Source organism: Haloprofundus salinisoli (assembly GCF_020097815.1).
Classification (GTDB): Archaea; Halobacteriota; Halobacteria; order Halobacteriales; family Haloferacaceae; genus Haloprofundus; species Haloprofundus salinisoli.
The window spans coordinates 1,055,604-1,080,905 of sequence record NZ_CP083663.1; the positions used below are offsets into that span (position 1 = coordinate 1,055,604).

Here is a 25,302-nt window from a genome sequence, read left to right on the forward strand (position 1 = left end):
ATGGGTCGACGGCGCTTCCGGGCGTTTCTGTTCACGATGCTGGCGCTGGACGTAGCGGCGCTCGTCGTCGTCCCGTTCGTGGTTCCGCCGGATCCGACGGCTCGGATGATGGCGTTCGCCGCGGTGCTGTTGACGATTCCGGCGATAGCGTTCTGGTTGGCCTACCGCGGCGGGTTCGAACGCCTCGGCGTCTGGTCGCCCGAGTCGGGAACCGAGGAGTCGGCCGACGACGAGTGAGTTCGACGCGGCGAGCGGGTCTGGCGACTCCCGACAGTTCTCTCCGCTCGCGCAACGTTTAGGGGAGGTCCCGCCTCACATCCACCATGCGAATCGCGTTACTCGGCGGAACCGGCGACATCGGCGGGGGACTGGCGCTGCGGTGGGCGTACGACACTCCCCACGAGCTACTCATCGGTTCTCGGGACCCCGAGAAGGCGCGGACGAAGGCCGAGGAGTACGAGACGGAACTCGACAGCCGCGGCGTCGACGTGAAGATAAACGGGTTCACGAACGAGATGGCCGCCGACCGTGCGGACGTGGTCGTCCTCGCCGTGCCGCCGTACCACGTCGCCGATACGGTTGATTCCGTGGCGTCGAAACTCGACGACGCGGACGTGCTCGTCAGTCCGGCGACGGGAATGAAGCGCGACGACGACGGCTTCCACTACCACCCGCCGAGCGCCGGCAGCGTGACGCAGTTAGTCGCCGACAGCGCCCCCGAGGGTGTACCCGTGGTGGGGGCGTTCCACAATCTCGCCGCGGGACGACTCGCGGATCTGGACGCCGACCTCGACATCGACGTGTTGCTCGTCGCCGACGACCCCGACGCGAAGGAGACGGTGCGGATGCTCGCCGAGGGAATCGACGGCCTCCGAGCGCTCGACGCGGGCGGTATCGCCAACGCCGCGGAAGTCGAGAGCCTAACGCCGCTCCTGGTGAACGTGGCGATGAACAACGACGGGATGCACGGCCTGGGCGTTCGGTTCGAATAAGCCGGCAACGGAGGCCGAAGACGGAGGTCGGGGCAGATTTTCAGCGAATGAGATCCACTCTCACCGAGTGAGAAAAATAAGTTGTAGAATCGATAGGAGTGCTTAGACGCCGGTAGAGTACCGAAGGATACCCGCGATACCGCCGAAGGCGTCGTACAGCTGCTCGCCCTTCTCGAAGTCGGTGCTGATGAACTTCGTCTCGGTACCGCGCTGGTCCGCGATCTCCATCAGGTGTTCGATGACGTCCTCGCGTTCGACCAGTTCGGCCTCGCCGCCGTCGACGCACTCGTGTTTCGGCGTCGCGTGGCGGGCGTCGACGACCTCGTACTCCTCTTGCCCGTTGCAGTCGAAGACGGCGACGTCCTTGCGGAGGTCCTCGCTGATGAGCAGGCGGTCGACCGAACCCATGACGAGGTTCTTCCGCGTCGCCTCGAAGCCGTAGGTGGCGAGGTCGCCCGCGTGGAGGCTCTCGAAGAACTCCTCCATCTCGGCTTTGTCCTTCATCACCTCCTGGTCGGCGAGCACGTCCTGTGCGGCGTCGACGAGGTCGTACAGTCCCGATTCGTCGGTGTAGGAGACGTCGAACTTGCCGACGACTTTGTCCTGAACCTCGTGGTGGAGGTAGTCGCCGTCGAGGAACTCGTCTTTCGTCGGCGACGGCCCGCCGACGAGCACGCCGTCGAGTTCGTGGCGCTTGGAGACGAAGAGGTCGTTGGCCATCTCGGCGACCTCCTGGTAGAAGTTGTCGATGGCCTCGAGGCGGAGGCGGGCGAAACGCTGGGCGGACTGACCACCTTTGCGCTGTTTGCCCGGAACGAGCGAGGAGGCGGATTTGACCGGTTCGACGCGCTTGCCTTTCAGCCAGCCGACGTTCGCCTCGCGGCGGTCGAGGACGATGAGGCCGAACAGCCCCTTGTCCGAGAGCATCTGCTCCAGCGGCTCGGTCAAAAAGGCCGAGTCGCAGTGGTAGCGGAACGACTGGACCGGTTCGGGCGGACTCTCCAGGGTCTTCGTCACCATCGTCGTCTGGCCGCCGCCGGAGTTGATCGCGCCCGAGAAGATGACGATACCGTTGTCCGGTGGGAACGTGTCGAAGTAGCGCAGGCGGTCTTTGATGCTCGTGAGCGCGTCCTGAACGTTCGTCCGCGTCTGCTTGGACTTGATGTTGGCCGCCTCGCTGTGTTCCTGGATGACGTGGGCGACTACGTCCGAAATCTGCTTGTCGGGAGGGATGTAGATAGTGACGAGCTGGGTTCCGGAGCCTTCGTACTCCGACAACTCCTCTATGACCTTCCGGAACTCGTACTTCCGACGGTCGTTGCTCGGTCCCTCGGCGTCAGCACTCATTACTTCTACTAGCCCGGGCGGACGGTAAGTATGCTTTGACTGGCGTTCCAGCGGACTGCGAGCGCGTCTGACGGCCGCCAGCGGTCCGGCGGCCGGGGGCTACATTTATATCCCCGACACGGGAGGATGTGTACAACTCAACTATGGCTTGGATATACGCGGTTGCGAGTGCGAAAGGTGGCGTCGGGAAAACGACGACGACGGCGAATCTGGGCGCGACGTTGGCGGCGGCCGGCCACGACGTCGCCGTCGTCGACGCCGACCTCGCCATGCCGAATCTCGCCGCCGCACTCGGCGTCGAAGCCCCGGACGCAACAGTACACGACGTGCTCGCGGGACGGGCGTCCGTCGACGACGCGACGTACCACTCGGACGCCGGCGTCGACGTCGTTCCCGGCGACGACAGCCTCGACGCGTTCGCCGACGCGGAGCCGACAGAACTGAACGCCGTCTTCTCGGCGCTCGAATCGTACGAGTTCGTGCTCGTCGACACCGGCAGCGGTCTGAGCCACGACGCCGTCCTCCCCTTGGGTCTGGCCGACGCCGTCTTTCTCGTCTGCAACACCGAGCGCGACGCCCTCGGCGACACCGACAAGACCCGCGAGGTGACCGAGCGACTCGGCGGGACCGTCGCCGGCGTCGTCCTCACGCGCGTCGACCCCGAGAACCCCAACGCCGAGGAAGTCCAAACCCGCCTCGACGCGGCGGTCGTCGAGGCGATTCCGGCCGACGACGCGGTCACCGACTCGGTGGCGGCGTCGGTGCCGGTGTCGACGCACGCCCCCGACAGCCCCGCCGCCGCCGCGTACGCGGCGCTCGCCGAGGCCGTCGAAGCGTACGACCCGAACACGGAGACCGACGAAGAGACGGAGGCGCGAACCGACGAAATCAGCGAAGCCGGCGAACGCGACGAGTTCGACGAAGCCGACGAACGCGGGTCGGAGATCGCTGACCCGGCGGATGCCGAATCGCCGGACGTCGAACTGGACGACACGAGAGACACCGACGCTGCGGACGGGACGCTGTCTATCGCCAGCGCGGAAGCGAAACTCGGCGCGGACGAGGTAGACAGTGGATTTGACGACCCCGCCGAGTCGAATGACCCCGATGAGTTCGCCGAACCCACCCACTCCGCCGACTCCGCCGATTCCCCCGAACCCGCTGAGCGGGACGAGACCGTCGAGGGAGAAAGAGAGGAAAAGACCGTCGAAGACGACCCCGCCGAGACCGACGACGAGCCACTCGTCGACGCCATCGCCGAAGCCGAAGAGACGGCCGGGACAGTCGAACTCCCCGAGAACGACGAGGAGAGCGCCGCAGACACGGCCGACGAGGAAGACGGCGTGTACGACACCGCGCTCGTCGAAGAAGCGGAACACGTCGAAACCGAACCCGACGAGTCCGACGACGAGCGACCGGGAGAAGACGACGAGGCGGCGCGTGCGGACGGAGAGCGCGACAGCGAAGGGAGCCGCGGCGAACAGAAGGGGTTCCTCGGTCGGCTCCTGCGGTGAAAACGGGAAGTTCTTTTAGGCAACCCGTCACAGCAACGGTATGGCCGAAGACGAAACCGTCCCCTTCTGGTGGGTCGTGTTGTTTCTCGCACTCGCACTCGGTGCGGGCGCGATAGCCGTCACTTCCGTCGGCGGTAGTCTCATCGACTCTACGGGCGTCGTACTCCCGCTGCTCTTCTGAAACGGCGCGCGCTCACATCGAGGTCGGGGCTTCGACGCCGAGAGCGTCCAGCGCGTTGGCGACGGCGTGGCGAGCGCCCGCGACGAGCGCGAGTCGAGCGTTTCTCTTCTCGCCTTCGGCGGTGAGCACCGGGCATTCGCGGTAGAACGCGTTGAACGTCTCCGCGAGTTCGCGGGTGTAGGTGGCGACGACGTGCGGTTCGAGGTCGTCGGCGGCTTCCTCGATGACCGCCGGGAAGCGAGCGAGCGTCCGGACGAGATCGCGTTCCTCCGGTGCGTCGAGGAGGTCCGCGTCGAAAGAGTCGAGAGTCAGCGACCCGCCCTCGGCGACGTTGACGCCCGCCTCCGCGAGGATGCCACAGCAGCGCGCGTGGATGTACTGGACGTACGGCGCGGATTGGGCCTCGAAGTCGAGCGCGCGGTCCCACTCGAACGTGATGGCCTTCGTCGGCTGTTTCGAGACGATGTCGTAGCGAACGGCCCCGATACCGACCTGTCGAGCGATACGCTCGATATCGTTCTCCGAGAGGTCGTCGTCGCGGATGCGCGAGTCGAGCCGCGACTCGACTTCCTCGCGGGCGCGGGCGATGGACTCGTCGAGCAGGTCGTCGAGGTCCACACCGGTGCCTCTGCGCGTACTCATCTTCCCCTCCGGGAGGTTGACGTACGAGTAGATGGCGTGGCGCAGTTGGTCGGTGTCGTTGCCGAGCAGTTCGAGCGCCGCCTTCAGCTGTTCGGCCTGCAGTTTGTGGTCCTCGCCGAGAACGGTGACCGCTTCGTCGTAGTTGTCGAACTTCCACTCGTGGTGGGCGAGGTCGCGAGTCGTGTACAGCGTCGTCCCGTCCGAGCGGAGAAACACCATCTTCTTCTCGATGTCCCAGTCGGTGAGGTCGAGTTGCCAGGCCTCTTCCTCGTAGACGGCGTGGTCGGACTCTTTGAGGCGCTCGACGACGTCGTCGGCGGAGGCGTCGCGCATGAACCGCGACTCCTTGACGAACTCGTCGAAGACGGCCGGAAGACGGGCGAGCGACTGGCGCATTCCGCCGAGCACTTGGTCGACGACGAGTTCGACGCGCTCGTACACCGCCTCGTCGCCCTCCTCCAGCCCCTGCATGATAGCCTCGATCTCGGCCTCGGCCGCTTCGACCTCGTCGGCGTCCCCCTCCTCTAAGAACAGGTTGCCTTTGCGGTAGTAGCGCACGAGGTCGTAGTCGGCACGGTCGCGCTCGGGTTGCGGGAGGTCGGACTCGTCGAACGTCTCGTAGGCCCACGTGAAGACGGCGACCTGTCGGCCCGCGTCGTTGACGTAGTAGTGGCGCTCGACGTCGTTGCCCGCGTAGTCGAGGACGCGCGCGACGGCGTCGCCGAGAATCGGATTCCGGGCGCGGCCGACGTGGACCGGACCCGTCGGGTTGGCGCTGGTGTGCTCGACGACGACCGACTTCCCGGTGTCGGGGAGGCGGCCGAACTCCTCGTCGCTCGCCGCGGCGTCGAGGGTGTCCGCGAGGTAGGTGTCGGTCGGAGAGAAGTTGACGTACGGCCCCTGCGTCGTCGCGGCGGCGATGTACTCGTACTCGTCGACGTTTAGTTCGTCGACGAGTTGGGCGGCGACCTGCGGCGGGGCCGCGCCGAGTTCGCCGGCGAGTCGGAACGCGACGCTGGAGGCGAGGACGGCGTCGACGTCTTCGGGCGGTTCTTCGACGCCGAGGTCGTCGGTCGGCGCGTCCAGCGCCGACAGCGCGTCGGTCAGCGCCGACTCGACCTGACTGCGAAACTCTCTGAACATGCCCGTTGGTTTTCGAGGGTCGGATAAAGGTATTTCCGAACCACGGACGACGGAAACGGTCACACGGTAGCCGGTGACGTGTCACGACAGCCGACGAGCGGTGACGTGTCACGACAGCCGACGAGCGGTGACGTGTCACCACGACCGATGAACTTAGATGTGTGACCGTTATTGTGTGCAGTGGACACCGCCTTTTGGCAGTAATCGCCCCATAACACATCTGAGATGCTTCTCAGATTCGTTATATTTATGCGGGCGGCAACCCGAGTGAGACGTATGCCAGAAACGGTAGTCGCCGTCGGCCACGACGAGTTGGCCGCGTTGAAGCACGTCGCTTTAGATGGCGGATTGACCGGCCCGGTGAAGGTATCCTGTGCCGGACTCGCCGAACGTCTCGACGCGTCCAACCAGACGGCGTCACGCCGCCTCCAGCGTCTCGACGAGGCCGGCTTCGTCGAGCGCGACATCGTCAGCGACGGACAGTGGGTGTCGATAACCGACGACGGCGAGGCCGCGCTCCGCGGGGAGTACGCCGACTATCGCCGCATCTTCGAGGACGACTCCGAACTCGCCCTCACCGGAACCGTCACCGGCGGGATGGGCGAGGGTCGCCACTACATCTCGCTTGCGGGTTACATGAAGCAGTTCGCAGAACGGTTGGGTTACGAGCCGTTCGCGGGCACGCTCAACGTCGAACTCACCGACGAGTCGGTCCGGACGCGCGCCGGGATGGCGAACCTCGACGCCGCGCCCATCGACGGCTGGGAGGACGACGAACGGACGTTCGGTCCGGCCGCCTGCTACGCGGCGACTGTCGAGCACGACGGGTCGACGTACGAGACGGCTCACATCATCGTCCCCGAGCGAACCCACCACGACGAGCGTCAACTGGAGATCATCGCCCCGGAGAAGCTTCGGGACGTGTTGGCGCTCGAAGACGGCGCGACTGTCACCGTCTACGTGGAGGACGTCTGATGACGCAGCGCGCGAGCGACGACGCGACTGCGAGCGCGAACGGCGGCGTTCGCGCCGCTATCGACGCCTTCCGGAACGGTGACCCGGTGCTCATCCACGACTTCGACGACCGGGAGGGAGAGACCGACATCGTCTACCCCGCGGGCGCGGTGACTCCCGCGGCCGTCTCGCACCTCCGAAACGATGCGGGTGGATTGGTCTGTACCGCGCTCTCGGACGCCGTCGCCGACGCGGTCGGCCTCCCGTTTCTCGACGACGCGCTCGACCACCCGAGCGCCGGTGATCACGACCTTCGATACGACAGTCGCTCGTCGTTCTCGCTGCCAGTGAACCACCGTGACACCTTCACCGGTATCACCGACGAGGACCGCGCGCTGACCATCACGAAACTCGCGGAGGCGGCGACCGCGGTCGAGGCCGTCCCGGCGAGTTACGGACCCGAAGAGTTCGCCGCCGAGTTCCGTTCGCCCGGCCACGTTAACCTCCTTCGCGGCGCGCCCGAATTGCTCGCCGACCGGCGCGGCCACACCGAGCTCGGTCTGGCGCTCGCCGCCGAGGCGGGTCTTCCGCCCGCCGTCGTCGTCTGCGAGATGCTCGACGACGAGAGCGGACGAGCGCTCTCGCCGGCCGACGCCCGCGCGTACGCCGACCGACGCGGGTTCGTTTACCTCGAAGGCCAGCAGTTGGTCGACGAACTAACGTAATCGAACGCCGCCTCCGAAACCTCCGCTCCTACCGTTCCCGCCAGCTACGCGTCGGTTCCCACCCGAGCGTCCGTGTCGCCTTCGACGTGTCGACGAGGCTCTCGTGGCCGGAAATCTCGCCTCGTGTCTCGACGCCCGAATACAGTTCGTCTACCAACTCGGCCGTCGGGGGGTCCACCGTGGTCTCCGCGGCTGCCGCCCAGAACGTCTCGTATCCCTCGAACTCGGCTTCGAGACAGCGACGAAAGAGATCCGCGAGGTCGTCGAGGTGGACGTACGCGAACAGCGTGTTCCGCGCCGAGTGAAAGAACGGTGCGTCTCGAATCGCGTCGAGCGACCGGTCGGCGTCGACCAGCGTGTCTCGCATCTGCTCGTCGTCCATGGCGATAGGGAAACGGACCGTGCTCACGGTCTCCGGCCCGTCGTTTCGGCGGGCGATTCCCTCGGCCGTCCGTTCGAGCACGTGCTTGCCGAGCGCGTACGGGTCTCGCGGGTCGACCGGGTGCGATTCGTCGACCGGCAGGTAGTCGAGGCGCACCGGGTCGGGGTCGAACCCCGCGCCGAGAACGCTCATGCTCGACGCGACGGCGACGCGGTCGATCCCGAGGTGCTGGCAGGCTTCGAGCACGGTGTAGGTACTCATCACGTTGCTCTCGAAGGTGACGTGGCCGGGGCCGGCGTCGGGGCGCGGAACCATCCCGAGGTGGACGACGCCGTCGGCATCGCTGGACGCGAGCGATCCGTACACCTCGCCCGCGTCGAGGAGGTCCGTCCGGCGGTACCCGTCTGCGAGCGATTCGCGCCGCGACCCGCGACTGAGGTTGACCGTCCGGTAGCCGTGGTCTCGCAAGTGCGTGAGGACGGCGCGCCCGACCTGTCCGTTGCCGCCGGTGACGGCGACAGTCTCGAGAGGCATGGCTCGGAGTGCGTACGCCGTGTGCAAAATCTCTCCTGCCGGCGCGTCGAGCGGCGGAGGATAGACCGTGAAGAATACGGGATGTTTTATACATCCACCCGCGAATGAGGCCACCATGGGCTTCGACGAGATGGACGTTGACACCATCTGGATGAACGGCGAGTTCGTCGACTGGGACGACGCGAAGATTCACGTGCTGTCGCACGGCCTCCACTACGGGACGGGTGTCTTCGAGGGCGTTCGTTGCTACGACACCGAGAACGGACCGGCCATCTTCCGCTGGGAGGAGCACCTCGAACGGTTCTACCAGTCCACGAAACCGTACGATATGGAGATTCCGTACGAGCCGTCCGAACTGACCGAGGCGACGCTCGAACTCATCCGCAGACAGGACCTCGAAAGCTGTTACATCCGGCCGATCGCCTACTACGGCTACGACTCGCTGGGCGTCAGCCCCGGCGACTGCCCGACGGACGTCACCATCGCCGCGTGGCCGTGGGGAGCGTACCTCGGCGAGGAGGCGCTGGAGAACGGCATCGAGGTGATGGTATCCTCGTGGCGCAAGCACGCCTCCAGCCAGATTCCGACGAACGCCAAGACGACGGGCCTCTACGTCAACAGCCTCCTCGCCGGCGAGGAGGCGCGGCGCAACGGCTACGCCGAGGCGATCGTCCTCAACAAGGAGGGTAACGTCGCGGAGGGACCGGGCGAGAACATCTTCCTCGTCCGCGACGAGACCATCTACACGCCGGGGCTCTCCCAGAGCATCCTCGACGGCATCACCCGAGACACGGTCATCAAACTGGCCCGCGAGCACGGCTACGAAGTCGACGACACCGCCGTCATCAGCCGCGGTGAACTCCACACCGCCGACGAACTGTTCTTCACCGGCAGCGCCGCCGAAGTGACCCCGATTCGGCAGGTCGACAACGTCGAAATCGGCGACGGGTCGCGCGGCCCGGTCACCGAGGAGCTCCAGTCCGCATTCTTCGACCTCGTCGAGCGACGCACCGACGACCACGACGAGTGGTTCGACTACGTCTAGAGCGAAAGCGAACAGACGAGACGACCGCCGTCGCGTAACGCGTCGGGGTGTCTCGCGCACCCGCCTCGGCCCGACGCGGCGGTGGGTCAGCGCACGCAGGCCGATTGTCCCGTTCTCACGTTTCAATCTACGGAGCGGTAGCGTCGCGTTCGGAAGAAGTGAGGCGTCGCGTCTCAGTCGTCGTCCGTCCGCTGGATGTCGTCGACTGAGACTTCGTCGATGACGTCGATGTCGATGCCGGGGTCGGACTCCTCGCCGAAACCGGCGCTGAGGATGCGCGTCAGCGCCTCTTCGACGCGCTCGTCGGTCTCTTCGATTCGGTCCTCGTCGACTTCGACGACGAATCCGGAGGTGATGTTCGGAGCGGTCGGGAGAAAGAGGACGACACGGTCGTCGTCGGTGCGTTTGCCGGTCTTGAACGCGGTCATCCGCATGCCGTTCCACGTCTCGATGCGAACGGGTGTCTGGAGTTCTTCGGTGCCGGTGAGTGCGGTTTCGACCGCGAGTTTCGAGGCGTTGTAGAGGACGCGAATCAGCGGGACTTGGTTCATCGCGGCGTCGATGCCGTCTTCGACGAGACGACCGAAGGTCGTCCGCATGAGGTAGCCGACCGAGAAGACGAGCATCAGGAAGATGACGAGAATCGTCAGCACGGCCATCCACTCGTACTCCATCTGTCCGACCAGATACTCGATGATGGGGAGGTCGGCGATCTGCTGGTAGAACCAGTTGAGGACGAGGAGGATAACCAGAAGCGGGGTGAGGACGACGAGACCGCTCGCAAAGTCGCGCTTCCACGTGGACATTCTCGGTCGGTAGTCCGAGCGGCGGGGTTAAGAGGTCTTCTACCGAGTTGCCACGTCGCGTCGGTTGCTCCGCGTCGACCCGCCTTCGACGACTCGCTCAGACGCCCGCGATGGCGCGGAGCGCGAACAGCGCGTTCTCCTTGCGCTCTCGAACCCGGCGGTAGAAGTACGAGAACCACTTGCCGCCGTAGGGGGCGTACTGCCACACCTCGTAGCCGTCGGCGGCGAGTTCGCGCTGGGCCCCCTCGCGGACGCCCATCAGCATCTGGATCTCGAACCCGGTGCCGTACTCGTCGTGGAGGTCCGTCGCGTACTGAATCATCGCCGGGTCGTGGCTGCCGACGGCGATGCCGCCGTCGAACTCCTGAAACATGAACTCCAGATTCTCGCGGTAGGACTCGTTGACGTCCGCTTTGTCTGTGTAGGCGATCTCTTCGGGTTCGTCGTACGCGCCCTTGACGAGACGGACCTTTCCGGGCACGTCGACGAGGCGTTCGAGGTCGGTTCGCGTCCGCCGGAGGTTCGCCTGCACGCAGACGCCCACGTTGCCGCCGGTCGCCTCCGCGAACGTCTTGTACGCCGAGAGCGTCGCGTCTGTCGTGCTGTGGTCCTCCATGTCGACCCAGACGAACTCGTCGTGTTCGGCGGCCTCGTCGGTGATGCGTTCGAGATTCTCGCGGAACACGTCTTCGCCGACGTCGAGGCCGATTTGGGAGGGCTTGACCGAGACGCAGGCATCGAGGTTCGTGCGTCCCAGGTCGGTCAGGAGGTCGACGTACGCGTCGGCGTCGGCGTCGGCGGGCTCTCGGGTGTCGTAGTGTTCGCCTAACAGGTTGAGGATGACCTTTACGCCGTCGGCGTTCGTCCGCCGGGCGTGTTCGAGCGCCGTCGCTGGCGTCTCGCCCGCGACGAACCGACTGGCGATGGGCGGAATCATGCAACTCAGTTGCGACCACCCTGTTATCAGCGTTATCCTCTCGGGACCGAGCGGCGACCGGACAGGAGAGGGGTTAAATGCCGTCCGTGAGTGGCCGCCGTATGGTCATCTCGCACCTGGTCTCTGCGGTCTGGTCGATGCTACCCGCCTACGTTCCGAACAACGCCGCCGTCCTCTCCGGCGGCGGTGAACCCATAGACGGCGGGCGGACGTTGGGCGACCGCCGACTGCTCGGCGACGGCAAGACGTGGCGCGGCACCGCCGTCGGCAGCGTCGTCGGCGTTCTCCTCGCCGCCTTTCTCAATTTCGTCCGCGGACGCGCCGAGGCGCGTTTGGGCGTCTCGCTCCCGGCGTTCAGCCTCGGGGGGGCCGTCGGCCTCTCGGTCGGTGCGATGCTCGGCGACATCGCGGCGTCGTTTCTGAAGCGCCGAACCGGCCGCGAACGCGGCGCGTCCTTCCCGCTTCTCGACCAACTCGACTTCGTCGTCGGCGCGCTCGGACTGGCGAAGCTCCTCTCGCCGGCGTGGTTCGACCGGACGTTCACTCCGAGTCGAATCGTCGTCGTTGCCGTCGTCACGCCCGCTCTCCACCTCGTGACGAACGGCATCGCGTACGTACTCGGGCTGAAAGACGAGCCCTACTGACGCACCTTTTTGCTGTGGCAGTGCGCTCTGCGCGCCCCGCTTGCAAAAATTTGTACCGAAAAGACCGCTCGTTCCACTCGCACACGGTACGGCGACTAACTGCTAACCGCCGTCTCCCACCGTCAACCGGCCCGTTTATCACCCTCGGCGAACCCAGAGCGACCAATGGCGAACGAGGAACTCATCGCGGCGCTTCGTGACGCGGAGGCGGTTCGGTTCGGCGAGTTCGAGCTCTCCCACGGCGGGACGAGCGACTACTACGTCGACAAGTATCTGTTCGAGACCGACCCGCGGTGTCTGCGCCTCATCGCGGAGGCGTTCGCCGACCGCGTCGGCAACGAGAAACTCGCGGGCGTCGCCCTCGGCGCGGTACCGCTCGTGGCGGTCACCGCCGTCGAGACGGACCGTCCCTACGTCATCGCCCGCAAGAAGGCCAAGGAGTACGGAACCGCGAAACGCATCGAGGGACGCCTCGACGACGGCGAGGAGGTGCTGGTGCTCGAAGACATCGCCACGACCGGCCAGAGCGCCGTCGACGCCGTCGAGGCGCTGCGCGACGCCGGCGCGGCCGTCGACCGCGTGCTCGTGGTCGTCGACCGCGAGGAGGGCGCTGAGGAGCTACTGGCCGAACACGACATCGAACTGCAGTCGTTGCTGACCGCGACAGACCTGTTGGACGACCGATAGGCGACGCGTCCGGGTGGCGCGGCGGCGACCGCCCGAGAACCATACTCGTGCGTAAATTCGGGTCCGAGTATATCGAAGTGCTCATAGTTGTGCAACCGCGAAACAGTGGGTATGAACAGAGCCGAGAAGGCCGCCCTCCAACTGCAGGCGGTCGCTGTCCTCCGTATGCTCAAGGAGACCCGCACGTACGACGAACTCTCGTCTGTGACGGGGCTTCCGGCCGGTGACCTCAACCGGTACGTCAACGGCCACGTCCTCCCCGGGAGCGAGCGCGCACGCGAAGTTGTCGAAGGCGTCGGCCGCGACGCCCTCTCGTCGGAGCTGGAAGCGCGCGTCCGCTTCGACGACGAGGGATACGTCGACAACTCCGGCGTCGTCTTCGACCAGTCGTTTCTCGACCTCGTCGCGCCCGTCGCCGCCAACAGTTTCGGCTTCGAGCGCCCCGACGTCGTCCTGACCGCCGCCACCGACGGCATCACCCTCGGCGCGGCGATGGCGCGCTACTTCGACGCCCGCCTCGCTTACGCGAAGAAGTCCAAGGAGACCGCCGTCGACGAGTTCATCGAGTCGCGCCAACGCCTCGCCTCCGGTATCGAGATCACCTACTACCTGCCCGCAAGCGCGCTCTCGTCGGGTCAGCGCGTCCTCGTCGTCGACGACCTGATCCGGTCTGGTGAGACTCAAGAGCTGCTGTTGGACATCGCCGAACAGGCCGACACCACCGTGACGGGGGTCTTCGCGCTCATCGGCGTCAGCGACAAGGGTCTCGGCCGGGCGCGAGAACTCACCGACGCGCCCGTCGGCGCGCTGACGACGCTCGATTGAAACGCTCGGTCGGCCTCGCCCGACGAGTTATTTCCACCCGCCCAATGCCCGCATAGGTGCACAACTATGCACGATTAGATGGCAATTGTTAAGTTGGTAATGCATCATCGACCAACATGGGGCTACTGGATTCGTACTTCGAATTCGAAAAGCACGGGACAAACTTACGAACAGAGGTTCTCGCGGGGATAACGACGTTTCTGACGATGAGCTACATCGTCGTGGTCAACCCGCAGATTCTCGGGGCGGCCATCGACGTCCAGAACCGGACCGACGCGCAGACTGTGCAGATGCTCGCCGTCGTGACGCTCATCTCGGCGGCGGTGGCGACGTTCATCATGGCGCTGTACGCTAAGCGACCGTTCGCACAAGCGCCCGGACTCGGACTGAACGCCTTCTTCGCGTTCACCGTCGTGTTGGGACTCGGCATCCCGTGGCAGACGGCGCTGGCGGCCGTCGTCGTCGAAGGGCTGTTATTCATCGCACTCACCGCCGTCGGCGCGCGTGAGTACGTCATCGAACTCGTTCCGGAACCCGTCAAGTTCGCCGTCGGCGGCGGTATCGGGCTGTTTCTGGCCATCATCGGGTTGCAGGCGATGCGCGTCGTCGCCGGCGACGCGGCGACGTTCGTCACGTTCAACCCCGTCTTCGCACAGGACCCCGTCGCCATCATCTCGGTCGTCGGTCTCTTCTTGACGTTCGCGCTCTACGCCCGCGGCGTCCGCGGGTCTATCATCATCGGCATCGTCACCACCTCCGTACTCGGGTACGCGGCGTCGGCGCTCGGCTACAGCGCCTACGCCGCCGACCAAGCGCCGCAGGGGACGACGCTTCTCACCTCGTCGCTCGTCGGCGACACGACGCTCACCTACGACCCCGCGGGCTACGACATCACCCCGCTCGTCGGTGCGTTCCTCGAAGGGCTGTCGAACGTCGACGCGCTGGCGTTCTCGCTCATCGTCTTCACGTTCTTCTTCGTCGACTTCTTCGACACCGCGGGAACGCTCGTCGGCGTCAGTCAGGTCGGCGGCTTCCTCGACGAGGACGGCAACCTCCCCGACATCGACCGGCCGCTGATGGCCGACGCCGTCGGCACCACCGTCGGCGGCATGCTCGGCACCTCCACGGTGACGACGTACATCGAGTCGTCGACCGGCGTCGAGGAGGGCGGTCGGACCGGGATGACCGCGCTCGTCGTCGCGCTGCTGTTCGTCGCCTCGCTGGCTATCGTCCCGTTGGCCGCGGCGATTCCGCAGTACGCCTCCCACATCGCGCTCGTCGTCGTCGCGGTGTTGATGCTCCGCAACGTCGTCGACATCGTCTGGAGCGACATCACCCACGCCGTCCCCGCCGGATTGACCATCCTCGTGATGCCGTTTACCTTCTCCATCGCCTACGGCATCGCCGCGGGCATCATCTCCTACCCGCTGGTCAAGTTCGCCGCCGGGGAGCGGCGCGACGTGACCACCGGACAGTGGGTGCTCGCGGGCGCGTTCGTGCTGTACTTCTTCGTCCGTACGAGCGGCATCCTCGCCGGCCAGCTGTAGCGGTCGGACGCGACGGAGTCTCCGCGGTGCGAACATCAACGTTCATAGCGGCGACGACTAATCGAAGGCCATGGATATGCCCTCCACGCGGTGGATACTGCGAGCGCTCGTCGCGTTCGCAGTCCTGGGACTGTTCGTCCCGGCAGGTATCGCGGCCGTAACGTACGACCCCGAAGACGAGACGACGCTGCAGCGCGGAACGGTGACCGAACGCGCGAACGGGTCGACCGTCGTCAGCGTCCAAGGGTTCCACTTCCAGGGCGAAGGCAACAAGAAGAAACCCGCCCGTCTGGTCTCCGTCGACGAACGCGGCGAGACCGAGTGGGTGTACGACGGTGAAGAGCGCGGCGCGACGTGGTTCTACGACGTCGACCCGCTCGACAACGGCAACCTGTTCGTCGTCTCGACGCGCCCCGGAAAGACGCTCGTCTACGAACTGAACCCCGAGACCGAAGAGCGCGTCTGGCAGGAGGAGTTCGACATCGAGGACACCCACGACGCGACGATGCTGAACGACGAGGAGATCGCCGTCGCCAACATGCGCCAGTGGAACGACTCCGCCGGCCGCAGCGACGACCGCATCTTCATCTACAACCGGACCACCGGCGAGATCACGTGGGAGTGGTACTTCCGCGAACACTACGAGATAAACACCGACGGCGGCATGAGCGACGACTGGACGCACGTCAACGACATCGAGGCCGTCGGCGACGAACATCTCCTGCTGTCGCCGCGGAACTTCGATCAGGCCGTCCTCCTCAACCGGACCAGCGGTGAAATCGATCTCCGCCTCGGCGAGGACGACGAGCACGACGTGCTCAACGAACAGCACAACCCCGACTACATGGTGAGCGAGGACGGCAACCCCGTCATCCTCGTCGCCGACTCCGAGAACCACCGCGTCGTCGAGTACGAGTACGTCGACGGCGTCTCCGGGAGCAACGCGAGCGGAGACTCGTCGCAAGCAGAGCGCAGCAACGGCGAGTGGGAACAGACGTGGGAGGTCGGCAACGGCCAGTTCACGTGGCCGCGCGACGCCGACCGCCTCCCGAACGGCAACACGCTCATCACCGACACGATGAACCACCGCGTCGTCGAGGTGACGCCGCAGGGCGAAATCGTCTGGGAGTATTACGCGACCTGGGGACCGTACGACGCTGAACGCGTCGCCCACGGTGGGGGGTCGAACGGTCCGACGATTAGCGATATGGGCGCGGAGGGAAGCTACGACCTCTCCGGCAGTGCCGGTATCTCGCCGGGCGAGGGCGACCGCGTCTCCTTCAGCAACTGGATCGTCGGCCCGTTCCTCGACACGCCGCTTGAAGAGCCCGTCAGCGAGTTCGCCACGACGTGGGGACATCTCACCCCGTGGATTCGGCCGGTGTGGCTCTCCAGTTGGGGCTTCGTCTACACCGTCCTCGGCGCGCTGCTCTTGGTGGGGTGGGGAGCCGCCGAACTCGTCGTCAACCGGGGTCGCATCCGGCGGCGCGTGGCCGCGACGAGACAGCGGCTGTAGCGCGAAGGAGACGCGACCGAGCCCAGTGTGCGCGCTCGCCGCACGCTCCCAGTGGGCTTTACCGTCTGGCAGCCTAACGTCCGGTGATGTCTGACCTCGTACTGTACGAACTGGAGAGCTGTCCCTACTGTGCGAAAGTGAGAAACAAACTCGCGGAACTCGATTTGGAGTACGAGTCGCGGAAGGTACCGCGCTCGCACTCCGAGCGAACCGAAGTGGAGGAAGTCAGCGGACAGACCGGCGTGCCGGTGCTCATCGACGAGGAACACGACGTCCACGGGATGCCCGAGAGCGACGACATCGTCGCGTATCTCGAAGAGACGTACGGGTCGGCGAGCTAACGCTCGGGCTCACCAGTTAGCGCCGCGGGCCGTCTCGTAACTCCGCCTGACGAACGGCAACAGCGATTCGAGTTCGTCCGGCGAGATGTACACCGTCGACCACGTCTCCATGATGCCCGTCTCGCCGCGGAACGGGTCGACGAACCACTCGTTTTCCAGCGCCTCCTGCGCCTCGCTCGTGAGGTCCGTGAGTGCCAAGCGCATCCCGTCGACGACGGCGAACGGTCGGTCGCCGACGCAGTACATCGCGTAGCCGTCGCGGTGTCTGATGCCGACGCCCGGCCACGAGAGGACGAGATTCTCGAACGCTTCGCTCAGCCGCCCTGACCGCTCTGCACTCGGGTAGACCATATGTTGACAGACGGCACGCGTAGAGAAGAACTCGCCGTCGGTCCGTCGTCCGAACAGTCCGGTCGGTCGGCGGACCGAGCCTCAGTCCGCCGGTTCGTCGGCGCGTTCGCGGATGAGATCGCGGACGTCGTCGGGGTCGGTCATCGCTTCGAGTTCGTCACAGCCGACGAGCGCCGTCCCCTCGACGGAGTCGCGCTTGGCGCGCTTCTCGACGAAGTAGACCGAGCGCGTCCGCGTGACCGCGCCGAGCGACGACATGATGCGGGCGCGCTTCTCGGCGGAGCGGGTGAACGCCGAGTGCCCCGTCAGGAGGTTCTCCTCGCTGCTGTCGTTGTCCTCGCCGACGGCTTTGAACGGCGCGCGCGCCGTCGGGTGCATGTCGAATCCGGCGCGGGTGAGCACGGTGACGACGTGGGCGTCCTCCGGGTCGGCCTCGGGGTCCTGCGGCGTCGGGTCGGCGTCGCGCACCTCGTCGGCCCCGTCGAGCACCGAGACGGGCGCGCTGAACGGTTGCTCGAACAGTTCCTCCAACCGGATGGCCACCTCGATGCTGGCGTTCATGCCGTCCTCGTACTTCGAGACGGTCCGCCGCGAGACGCCGAGTTCGGAGGCGAGACGGCCGAGACTCCAGCCGCGACGCTCGCGTTCGTCGGCGAGCAGGTCGCCGTCGATGTCGACGTACAAGCCGCCGGGGGCCGCGTAGATGAGCGGCGGCACCTCCTCGATGAACAGGTCGTACGCCGTGTCCGGGTTGAACACCGGGACGCCGTGACGGAAGTAGACGACGCCCGGCTTGAGGTCCTCGTCGCGCGTCCGCAGGCCGAGCACCATCGGCGTCGCCGAGAGGTAGTTGCCGAGACGCCGCATCTCCGCACCGGTCACTGCGTCGAACGCGTCGATGTTCCCCAGAATCTTCAGGAGGAGGAGGTCCTCGCCGCGACGGGCGGCGAGGTCGAAGCTCTTCGGGCGAACAGCACAGCGTTCACTGACGACGAACTCAGCGTCGCGCAGCATCGCGGTGACGTTCCCTATCAGAGCAGAGCGGGACATGGGGGGTAATAAGCCCGTCAAGACACATAGGCGTTTCGGCGGACACGTCCTCGCCGTCGCCCGATTACCTCCGCGCATGGCCGATAGTGTTAAGTGAGGAACGACGACCCGAAAGCCGGATGTGACCCCCCGAACAATCGCCCACAGTGACGGTTATCGGCCTCGACGACACCGACTCCCGCGAGCAGGGGATGTGCACGACGTACGCCGCGACACTCGTCGCCGACGCGATTCGGGAGACGGGCGGACGCGTCGACCGACGGCTTCTCGTGCGACTCAACCCCGCCGTGAAACAGAAGACCCGGGGAAATGCGGCGTTGGCGCTCCACACCGACGTCTCGCCCGAGACGGCGCTGGGACTCGCCGCGGACGTCGTCGACCGGTTGGCCGTCGGTGACGACCCGCGAACGAGTCCGGGCGTCGTCGTCGCCGACGGCGACCCGGCGGCGGTTCCGGAGTCGGTCCGGCGGTTCGCCCGCGACGCCGTCCGCGACTTCCACGCAACCGACGACGCCGTCAAACTCGCCGAGTCGGCGGGGTATCGGCACCGCGGGTGGCGCGGTGGCCGGGGACGCATCGGTGCGCTCGCGGCCGTCGGCGCGTGGGCGGCGTTCGAGGAGTGGACGTACGAGCAGATCTCCTACCGCGAGTTCGACCGCTGCGGCACACCCCGCGCCGTCGACGAGGACTCCGTGTTCGCGGCCGCCGAGGCCGCCTACCCCGACGCGTGGGACACCGTCGACACCGAGGAGAACCAGGCGGTCTGCGTGCCGAACGCGCCGGGACCGATTCTCCACGGCGTCCGCGGCGACGACGTCAACGCGGTCCGGAGCGTCGCCGAGCGTATCGAGAGCGAACCGGTCGAACGGACGACGCTATTTCTGACGAATCAGGGGACAGACGCCCACTTACGCGCTGGAAGGCTCGGCGACGTCGAAGATGGGCGGGCCTACCGCCTCGACGGCCGCGTGTACGCCGCGCCTGAGACGCGCGCAGGCGGCCACGTGTTCGTCACGCTCGCGGACGGAAGCGGAGCGACGCTCCCCTGTGTCGCCTTCGAACCGACCAAGCGGTTCCGCGACCGGGTGCGGGCGCTCCGGGTGGGTGACGAACTCACCGTCTGCGGTGAGGTTTCCGACGGGACGCTCAAACTGGAAAAGTTCGCCGTTCGGGCCCTAAACCGGGTCGAAACGGTCGTCCCCGACTGTCCAGACTGCGGGAGACGGATGAAAAGCGCCGGGCGAAATCAGGGGTATCGCTGTCGAGCGTGCGGGACGAAGACCGCGGGGAAGACCGAACAGTACGTGGAGCGTGACCTCGAAGAAGGTTGGTACGAAGTGCCGCCTTGCGCGCGCCGCCACGTCGCGAAACCGCTCGTCAGAGGCGGCTTCGACGCGCCGACGCATCCGGAGCGATAGGAGCGACTTTCGGCCGACGAACCTCCGCGTAACGATCGTTTCTCGGGAGTACATCCGAGATTACGTGTCGGTAAACACAACCGTACACTCGGTAGCGAGTCGATAGTAAAGACCGAGGTTGTAGACGTAGTATCCGTGACAAACGAGTGGAAAACTCCTCCGGAGCTCTCGTGGCTGTTCGAGGTAGACCACGTCATCTCACCGAGCAGTTTCGGTCCTGACCGCTGTACGCTGTTCCCGGCGGACGCGACGGACGAGGAACTGCTTACCACGTGGGTGTCGGCGGACGAGGGTGCGTACATCCCTCTCGACGAGATGCTCTGAGCGACGCAGTTACGCCCGGTTTCGCGCGACGAACAGCCCAACGTCCGGAGGCGAAGGCACCGTTGTCTGTCCGTGTTTCGACGAGAGGAGCGAACGCGTCGACGTTCTCGGGGTCGACGACGTTCTTCGAGTCGACGACATTCTTCGAGTCGACGACCTTCTCCGACAGCGCGTACGCGACCACAGGTTCGACTGCCGTCACGTGAAGGGAGTTGTCGTGTCGCGGTGCGTCGGCCGTCTCGGAGGCGTCTCGAACCGGTGGTTCCCCGTTTTCGGGCGTGAAGCCCTGGAACGCTACTGTTTCAGGCCGCTGCCGGTGAGCGGGACGACTACGTCTGCGTCGGCGTCGAGGACGCCGCGTTCGCGGTACGTCCGGAGCGCGGCGGGCGCGACGGCACAGGTCGGTTCGACGTAGAAGCCGACGCGGTGTAGCGCGTCGAGTTCGTCGGCGACGGCCGACTCGCCGAGCGCGATAGCGTCGCCGTCGGTGTCGTCGATGGCGCGGAGAATCGCCTCTCGCTGGACCGGCTCTCGAATCTGGATGCCGTCGGCGACGTCGTTACTCCCGTCCGTGTCTTCCTCGTGGAGTTCCTCGGCTATCGGCGCGTAGCCCGCCGCTTGCGCGCCGAGCAGTCGCGGCATCCGGTCGGTCCACCCGGCGTCGTAGAGGGCGCGAAAGCCGTGGTAGGCACCGAGAAACAGCGTTCCGTGACCCAGCGGCGTGACGACGGCGTCGGGGACGTTCCAGTCGCGCTGGAGCGCTGTCTCGTAGGCGAACGTCGCCGTTCCGGCGAAGAAGGCGGGGTTCCACGCGTGGCTGGCGTACCAGCCGTCGCCGGATTCGACCGCCGAGAGGCAGGCGTCGGTCACGTTCTGGCGCGACCCCTCCACGCGAACCGGCGTCGCGCCCGCCCGCTCGATGGCGCGGAGTTTCGACGCCTTCACCGACGCCGGGACGTAGATTTCGGCGTCGACGCCCGCGCGGGCGGCGTAGGTGGCGATCGCCGCGCCCGCGTTGCCCGAGGAGTCCTCGACGACGGTGTCGACGCCGAGTTCGACCGCCCGCGACAGCGTCGTCGTCGCGCCGCGGTCTTTGAAGCTCCCGGTCGGGAAGACGTACTCCAGTTTGAACTGCGCGTTCCACTCGTCGACGTCGACGAGCGGCGTCGTCCCCTCGCCGAGCGAGACGTGGCGCTCGACGGGCAGAAACTCCGAAAAGGACCAGAGACCGTCGCGGGCGTCGAACGCCGTCGGGTCGGGCGCGGAACGGTCGGGGAGCGGCCGCTCGGCGAACTCCAGCGGGTGGCCGCACTCGCAGCGCCAGCGGTCCTCGTACGTTCGACCGCAGTCCGGACAGGAGAGATTCTGTGCCATAGTAGTACTTGCTTAGGACGAGAGCCAATAATTATCGGCTTACAGCGCCAGAGGCTCTTTTTGTATCAACAGTGACACTCACGGATAGTCAGAAGAGGGTAAATAACACACATCGGCGGGGCTAATCTACCGAGTTACTCAAACAGTATCGACGTTCACGCCCACCGAACAGACGTACTCGCCGGTGGCGACCTGCGGGAGACGCCGCGAGCGCCAGAAGATACCCGCGTTGTCGGCGGTGACTCGGCCCTTCAGTTGCCCGAACACGTCCGTCACCTCGAACAGCGTCTCGCCGGCGGAGACGCGGTCGCCGAGGTCGCACTTGAAGTCGACGAGGCCGCCGGCGGGCGACCCGTACTGATCGAAACCGCCGGCGCGGGTTTGCGGCTCGGGGTCCACGTCGCCGTCGAGGAAGCCGTAGCCGTGGAGCACGTTGAAGATGCCGCGGACGCCGAGTCGGATGCTCTCGTCGTCCCACCCGACGCAGCCGCCGAGTTCGGGGTCGACGGTGGGAATCCCCTCGTCGGGACCCGCGCGGGCGAGTTGGCCGTCCGGCCCCTTCTGGTCGAGGATGTAGCCGCACCCGAACGTCTTCGCCAGTTCGAGACACTCGCGGTGGAGGCGGTGTCGCGGGCCGCAGCGGACGCGAACCTCGTTTATCATCCGGCTGGTCGACCCCTGATGGAGGTCGAGGATGAGATCCGCGCGCGTCGCCACCTCGAACGTCGCCGCCGCGATGCGTTCGGTCGACGTGCCGTTCTCGTCGCCGGGGTACGCCCGGTTCATCTTCGTGTCGTCGATGGGGTTGCGATGCTGGGCGACCTGGAAGGCGTGGTAGTTGACGATGCCGACGACGAGTATCGTTCCCGAGAGCTCCGTCGGGTCGATCTGCGGAATCGCCTGCTGGACGACGCCGACTCCGTTGAGTTCGTCGCCGTCGCTCGCTGCCTGAACGTAGAGTGTCTTCCCGTCGCGTGCGCCGTTTATCACCGCGACGGGCAGTCCCACCGAACTGCCGTCGCGAGCCTCACCGACTTCCAGTCGGCCCGTGTCGAACTCACCGGGGGCCGCGCTCGCAGTTCCGAGCGTCGTCGTCATTGGTCGATGGACGGACGCACCTACCTTTAGGGGTTCGGTCCCCGCGAACCGGACGGGGGTACGCGCTTCGGAGCCGGTCTGTCACTCCAAAACTTTATCATATAGGTTATCTAACAGAAGGTAAATGCGTGCCGAGGGTCGGAGTCGCGGAGAGGAGTCGGTAGATCCCCTCCGAGGGAAGTTGATGCAGTTGAAGCGTCGGGGCTGCAATCTCCTCGTTACGGGGTCAGTGTCGGAAGCGGTGACCGCCCGAGCGACCCAACGACTGCTCGGCTCGCCCGTCGAGGACCGCAAACGGCTCGTGACGCTGACGGAGGCACCGACGAGAGGCGTCGACGCTCGGCTCCCCATCGGCGTCTCCGCCGACGACGCCGACGTGAGAATCGTCGAACGGCGACGCGTCGACCGGTCGGCCGTCGAGGGTGTCCGACACGACGGTCGAAGCGGCGACACCGAACTTCGGCGTCTCGAACGCGACATCTCACGCGCCATCGCCTCACTCGACGACGGCAGCGGGTTCGGCCCGAGCGAACTCCGACTGTCGGTCGATTCGCTGGGCACGCTCACGGAGATGTACGAGATACCGCAGGTCTGCGGCTTCCTCCGCCGAGTCTGCGACACCGTCGAAGATAGAGAGGGTATGGGCCACTACCACCTCCCCCTCCCGGACGACAGTCCGCGCGTCGACCAGTTCGCGCACGTGTTCGACGCGCGCATCGAACTCCGTCAGCGCGAACCCTACGGTCCCGAACAACGGTGGCACGTCCCGGACTACGGGACGACGGGGTGGATACAGATATGAGGGGGCACTCGTGAGTACTCTGCATTGCGTCTCGTTGAGCGACCGAGACGGCATCCGGCTCGTCGACAGTATCGAGAACGCGCGGTTCGAGATGTACACACCCGAGCCGGTCGCACCGAGGGAAGCGGAACCCTCGGCGTTTTGCTTTCCGGTCGACCTCGCGGTCGAGCTGCGTACCACCTCACTGCGACTGCCGAAGTTGGCGGGAGCGATCGTGCGGAGCCAGGACGGTCGGACCGTCACGCAGTCGATGAACCGCAGCGGTCTCTCGCTCGACGCCGACGCCTACGACATCGAGATGACGACGGCACCGATGAAACTGTTCGTCGCCGTCGATGCCGCCGTCTCGATACGCTACGGCGAGCGGAGCACGACGTTCGAGTTCGACGACCCGACGCGCGTCTACGTCGGAGCTCGGTCGTTTCACGAGCGGCCGGCCGGCACAATCGTGACGCCGGACGACCCCGAGGAGACGATGCGCGCCGTCTCGCTCCTCGGGTCGGCGCTGAAGACGACGGCCCCGGAGCGGTCGTTCCCCACGCTCCGGGGCCACCCGCCGCTCGTCGAGCGCGGAGAGTCGTTCGACGCCCCCGACCACCTCGAATCGCCTGAGACGGGCGTGACACTGGTGCTTCCCCCGGAACGTTCGGCGGTGTACGCCAGCGCGCCGCTGGCGTACTATCTGGGCGCGACGGTCGTTCCCGGGTCGGAGGCACGGCTCGACGTCGCCGGCCGGTCGTTCCCGCTCGCACCCGGCGGCGACGTCGAACGCGAACTCGGGCGGACGCTCCGGCAAGTGTTCTTCCTGGACTGTCTCACGCGGACGGAGGGCTACTACCCCGTCGACCTCCACGAGCGATACGCCGTCGAGGCGGCGTTCGACGTGGCGTTCGCCTCGCTGTACGAGTTACCGCTGGACGAACAGCTCGCCGAGTACCTCTCGATTCCGTTCGCGGACCTCGAACCGCATCTCCCGGCGTGGAACCTCACGACGGACGTCCGACCGACCGCGGAGAACGTCGAGATGCTCCCGTTCGTCGCCAACGACCTCTCGCTGGTTCGGTGTCCCGACCGGTTGTCGCTCACCCCGCCGGACCCCGAACCGAAGGCCGTGACCGACTTCTTCCGTCAGGCCACTCACACCCCTGCGACGGGCGGGACGAGCGAAACGCTCGTTCGCGGTGCGTCCGACGCCGCGGAAACCGAGGAGATAGTCCATCCGCGACCCGCAGACACGGTCGAACACGCCTGGGTCGGCGAGGGGTTCCCGCTCGGGGCGAGCAAGGCGACGGCGGCGTCGTACCGCCGCCGCCTCGAACGCGACGTCTCCGACCGGACGAGCATCGACATCACCGTCGTCTGCAACGACGAACAGATGCGCGAGGAAGGGGTCGTCGCCGAACTGTACGGCCTCAGGGATCTGTTACAGTTCGAAATCGACATTCGGTACGACCTCACCCGGGAGGAACTGACCGAGGTGCTCTCGCGGCCGACGAACTTCCTGCATTACATCGGCCACGTCGACCACCGCGGAATGCAGTGTGCCGACGGCTTCCTCGACGCGCAAGAGCTCGACGGCGTGGCCGTCGAGTCGTTTCTGCTCAACGCCTGTAGTTCGTACAAGCAGGGCGAGGCACTCGTCGAGCGGGGAAGCTACGGCGGCGTCGTGACGCTCTCGGACGTGGCGAACACGACGGCGACGAAACTGGGGCAGACGCTGGCGCGGTTGTTGAACTGCGGCTTCACGCTCCGGTCGGCGCTGAGCATCGCACAGCGAGAGGTGTTCACCGGGAATCGGTACATCGTCCTCGGCGACGGCGGACTGTCGTTGTGTCAGAACGAGAGTGGGGTACCCGGCGTGTTGCGAATCGAACCTCAAGAAAACGGTGTATACGAGATCGAACTAGAGTACTATCCCGTGAAATCGTACGATCTCGGAAGCGTCGTCAAGCCTCTCTTAGAGACGGTTGATAAATATCATCTGGCAACGGGTACTGTTGGAAAGTTTGAGATACGAAGCGAGGAATTAATCGAATTCCTCGAACTGGAACGTGCCCCTGTGAGAATCGATGGGACACTGAAATGGAGTGACGAACTCAGTACAGAGTCATTTGGATAGCTCT

26 protein-coding genes are annotated in these 25,302 nt (G+C 65.9%); 17 read left to right on the forward strand and 9 right to left on the reverse strand.

The window, feature by feature from the left end; all coding sequences use genetic code 11:
* Together LAQ73_RS05595 and npdG are read left to right on the forward strand one after the other, a co-directional pair.
* On the forward strand, nucleotides 1-237 hold the full coding sequence (locus tag LAQ73_RS05595; protein ID WP_224270252.1) for a DUF7534 family protein: 237 nt from the start codon (nucleotides 1-3) through the stop codon (nucleotides 235-237).
* An 86-nt stretch (nucleotides 238-323) separates the two neighbouring features.
* Nucleotides 324-992, forward strand: a complete 669-nt coding sequence (npdG, locus tag LAQ73_RS05600; RefSeq protein WP_224270253.1) for an NADPH-dependent F420 reductase — start codon at nucleotides 324-326, stop codon at nucleotides 990-992.
* A 102-nt stretch (nucleotides 993-1,094) separates the two neighbouring features.
* Here npdG and prf1 read toward each other — a convergent pair whose 3' ends face one another.
* Nucleotides 1,095-2,339: a peptide chain release factor aRF-1 gene (gene prf1, locus LAQ73_RS05605; protein WP_224270254.1), complete on the reverse strand. Its 1,245-nt coding sequence runs from the start codon at nucleotides 2,337-2,339 to the stop codon at nucleotides 1,095-1,097.
* A 143-nt stretch (nucleotides 2,340-2,482) separates the two neighbouring features.
* On the opposite strand from prf1, the gene LAQ73_RS05610 reads away from it, so the two are divergent.
* A complete protein-coding gene (locus LAQ73_RS05610; protein WP_224270255.1) occupies nucleotides 2,483-3,853 on the forward strand; it encodes a MinD/ParA family ATP-binding protein in 1,371 nt (456 codons plus the stop codon).
* Between the two features lie 40 nt (nucleotides 3,854-3,893).
* Nucleotides 3,894-4,034, forward strand: coding sequence for a hypothetical protein (locus LAQ73_RS05615; protein WP_224270256.1), 141 nt, complete (start codon nucleotides 3,894-3,896; stop codon nucleotides 4,032-4,034).
* A gap of 12 nt (nucleotides 4,035-4,046) precedes the next feature.
* On the opposite strand, the gene argS is transcribed toward LAQ73_RS05615, so the two are convergent.
* Nucleotides 4,047-5,819 (reverse strand): arginine--tRNA ligase, encoded by a 1,773-nt coding sequence (argS, locus tag LAQ73_RS05620; protein ID WP_224270257.1) that lies wholly within the window; start codon nucleotides 5,817-5,819, stop codon nucleotides 4,047-4,049.
* 276 nt (nucleotides 5,820-6,095) lie between these two features.
* Here argS and LAQ73_RS05625 point away from each other — a divergent pair, with 276 nt between their 5' ends.
* Together LAQ73_RS05625 and ribB are read left to right on the forward strand one after the other, a co-directional pair.
* The gene (locus tag LAQ73_RS05625) at nucleotides 6,096-6,794 is read left to right on the forward strand and encodes a DUF120 domain-containing protein (protein WP_224270258.1); all 699 of its coding nucleotides are present in this window, start codon (nucleotides 6,096-6,098) and stop codon (nucleotides 6,792-6,794) included.
* Entirely contained in the window at nucleotides 6,794-7,498 is a 705-nt protein-coding gene (gene ribB / locus LAQ73_RS05630) for a 3,4-dihydroxy-2-butanone-4-phosphate synthase (protein WP_224270259.1), read from the forward strand. Before LAQ73_RS05625 ends, ribB begins: the two co-directional genes overlap by 1 nt.
* A gap of 28 nt (nucleotides 7,499-7,526) precedes the next feature.
* On the opposite strand, the gene LAQ73_RS05635 is transcribed toward ribB, so the two are convergent.
* Entirely contained in the window at nucleotides 7,527-8,414 is an 888-nt protein-coding gene (locus LAQ73_RS05635) for an NAD-dependent epimerase/dehydratase family protein (RefSeq protein WP_224270260.1), read from the reverse strand.
* 115 nt (nucleotides 8,415-8,529) lie between these two features.
* Between LAQ73_RS05635 and LAQ73_RS05640 the strand changes: the two genes are divergently transcribed.
* Nucleotides 8,530-9,459, forward strand: a complete 930-nt coding sequence (locus tag LAQ73_RS05640; RefSeq protein ID WP_224270261.1) for a branched-chain amino acid transaminase — start codon at nucleotides 8,530-8,532, stop codon at nucleotides 9,457-9,459.
* 173 nt (nucleotides 9,460-9,632) lie between these two features.
* Here LAQ73_RS05640 and LAQ73_RS05645 read toward each other — a convergent pair whose 3' ends face one another.
* Complete coding sequence (locus tag LAQ73_RS05645; protein WP_224270262.1) at nucleotides 9,633-10,265, reverse strand: DUF502 domain-containing protein; 633 nt, start codon at nucleotides 10,263-10,265, stop codon at nucleotides 9,633-9,635.
* A 97-nt stretch (nucleotides 10,266-10,362) separates the two neighbouring features.
* The gene (locus tag LAQ73_RS05650) at nucleotides 10,363-11,202 is read right to left on the reverse strand and encodes a proline dehydrogenase family protein (RefSeq protein WP_224270263.1); all 840 of its coding nucleotides are present in this window, start codon (nucleotides 11,200-11,202) and stop codon (nucleotides 10,363-10,365) included.
* Between the two features lie 101 nt (nucleotides 11,203-11,303).
* Between LAQ73_RS05650 and LAQ73_RS05655 the strand changes: the two genes are divergently transcribed.
* The 6 genes from LAQ73_RS05655 (at nucleotide 11,304) to LAQ73_RS05680 (ending at nucleotide 16,762) form a co-directional block, all read left to right on the forward strand.
* Nucleotides 11,304-11,846, forward strand: coding sequence for a CDP-2,3-bis-(O-geranylgeranyl)-sn-glycerol synthase (locus LAQ73_RS05655; RefSeq protein ID WP_224270264.1), 543 nt, complete (start codon nucleotides 11,304-11,306; stop codon nucleotides 11,844-11,846).
* A 165-nt stretch (nucleotides 11,847-12,011) separates the two neighbouring features.
* Nucleotides 12,012-12,533, forward strand: a complete 522-nt coding sequence (pyrE, locus tag LAQ73_RS05660) for an orotate phosphoribosyltransferase (RefSeq protein WP_224270265.1) — start codon at nucleotides 12,012-12,014, stop codon at nucleotides 12,531-12,533.
* 111 nt (nucleotides 12,534-12,644) lie between these two features.
* Nucleotides 12,645-13,358, forward strand: a complete 714-nt coding sequence (locus LAQ73_RS05665; RefSeq protein WP_224270266.1) for a phosphoribosyltransferase family protein — start codon at nucleotides 12,645-12,647, stop codon at nucleotides 13,356-13,358.
* Nucleotides 13,359-13,474: 116 nt separating this feature from the next.
* Nucleotides 13,475-14,905 (forward strand): NCS2 family permease, encoded by a 1,431-nt coding sequence (locus tag LAQ73_RS05670; protein ID WP_224270267.1) that lies wholly within the window; start codon nucleotides 13,475-13,477, stop codon nucleotides 14,903-14,905.
* Nucleotides 14,906-14,975: 70 nt separating this feature from the next.
* Complete coding sequence (locus tag LAQ73_RS05675; protein ID WP_224270268.1) at nucleotides 14,976-16,421, forward strand: arylsulfotransferase family protein; 1,446 nt, start codon at nucleotides 14,976-14,978, stop codon at nucleotides 16,419-16,421.
* Between the two features lie 86 nt (nucleotides 16,422-16,507).
* Complete coding sequence (locus LAQ73_RS05680; protein WP_224270269.1) at nucleotides 16,508-16,762, forward strand: glutathione S-transferase N-terminal domain-containing protein; 255 nt, start codon at nucleotides 16,508-16,510, stop codon at nucleotides 16,760-16,762.
* A 9-nt stretch (nucleotides 16,763-16,771) separates the two neighbouring features.
* Here the strand turns inward: LAQ73_RS05680 and LAQ73_RS05685 are convergent, their stop codons facing one another.
* Complete coding sequence (locus LAQ73_RS05685) at nucleotides 16,772-17,113, reverse strand: hypothetical protein (RefSeq protein WP_224270270.1); 342 nt, start codon at nucleotides 17,111-17,113, stop codon at nucleotides 16,772-16,774.
* A gap of 81 nt (nucleotides 17,114-17,194) precedes the next feature.
* The gene (locus LAQ73_RS05690) at nucleotides 17,195-18,163 is read right to left on the reverse strand and encodes a transcriptional regulator (RefSeq protein ID WP_224270271.1); all 969 of its coding nucleotides are present in this window, start codon (nucleotides 18,161-18,163) and stop codon (nucleotides 17,195-17,197) included.
* 146 nt (nucleotides 18,164-18,309) lie between these two features.
* On the opposite strand from LAQ73_RS05690, the gene LAQ73_RS05695 reads away from it, so the two are divergent.
* Both LAQ73_RS05695 and LAQ73_RS05700 read left to right on the forward strand, forming a co-directional pair.
* Nucleotides 18,310-19,581: a tRNA(Ile)(2)-agmatinylcytidine synthase gene (locus LAQ73_RS05695; protein ID WP_224270272.1), complete on the forward strand. Its 1,272-nt coding sequence runs from the start codon at nucleotides 18,310-18,312 to the stop codon at nucleotides 19,579-19,581.
* Nucleotides 19,582-19,716: 135 nt separating this feature from the next.
* A complete protein-coding gene (locus LAQ73_RS05700; RefSeq protein WP_224270273.1) occupies nucleotides 19,717-19,905 on the forward strand; it encodes a DUF7511 domain-containing protein in 189 nt (62 codons plus the stop codon).
* Nucleotides 19,906-20,199: 294 nt separating this feature from the next.
* On the opposite strand, the gene LAQ73_RS05705 is transcribed toward LAQ73_RS05700, so the two are convergent.
* Together LAQ73_RS05705 and LAQ73_RS05710 are read right to left on the reverse strand one after the other, a co-directional pair.
* Nucleotides 20,200-21,279: a pyridoxal-phosphate dependent enzyme gene (locus tag LAQ73_RS05705; protein ID WP_224270274.1), complete on the reverse strand. Its 1,080-nt coding sequence runs from the start codon at nucleotides 21,277-21,279 to the stop codon at nucleotides 20,200-20,202.
* Between the two features lie 138 nt (nucleotides 21,280-21,417).
* Nucleotides 21,418-22,377: a succinylglutamate desuccinylase/aspartoacylase family protein gene (locus LAQ73_RS05710; protein ID WP_224270275.1), complete on the reverse strand. Its 960-nt coding sequence runs from the start codon at nucleotides 22,375-22,377 to the stop codon at nucleotides 21,418-21,420.
* A gap of 184 nt (nucleotides 22,378-22,561) precedes the next feature.
* On the opposite strand from LAQ73_RS05710, the gene LAQ73_RS05715 reads away from it, so the two are divergent.
* Together LAQ73_RS05715 and LAQ73_RS05720 are read left to right on the forward strand one after the other, a co-directional pair.
* The gene (locus LAQ73_RS05715; protein WP_224270276.1) at nucleotides 22,562-23,179 is read left to right on the forward strand and encodes a DUF7504 family protein; all 618 of its coding nucleotides are present in this window, start codon (nucleotides 22,562-22,564) and stop codon (nucleotides 23,177-23,179) included.
* Between the two features lie 10 nt (nucleotides 23,180-23,189).
* Nucleotides 23,190-25,298 (forward strand): CHAT domain-containing protein, encoded by a 2,109-nt coding sequence (locus LAQ73_RS05720; RefSeq protein ID WP_224270277.1) that lies wholly within the window; start codon nucleotides 23,190-23,192, stop codon nucleotides 25,296-25,298.
* Nucleotides 25,299-25,302: the final 4 nt, after the last annotated feature.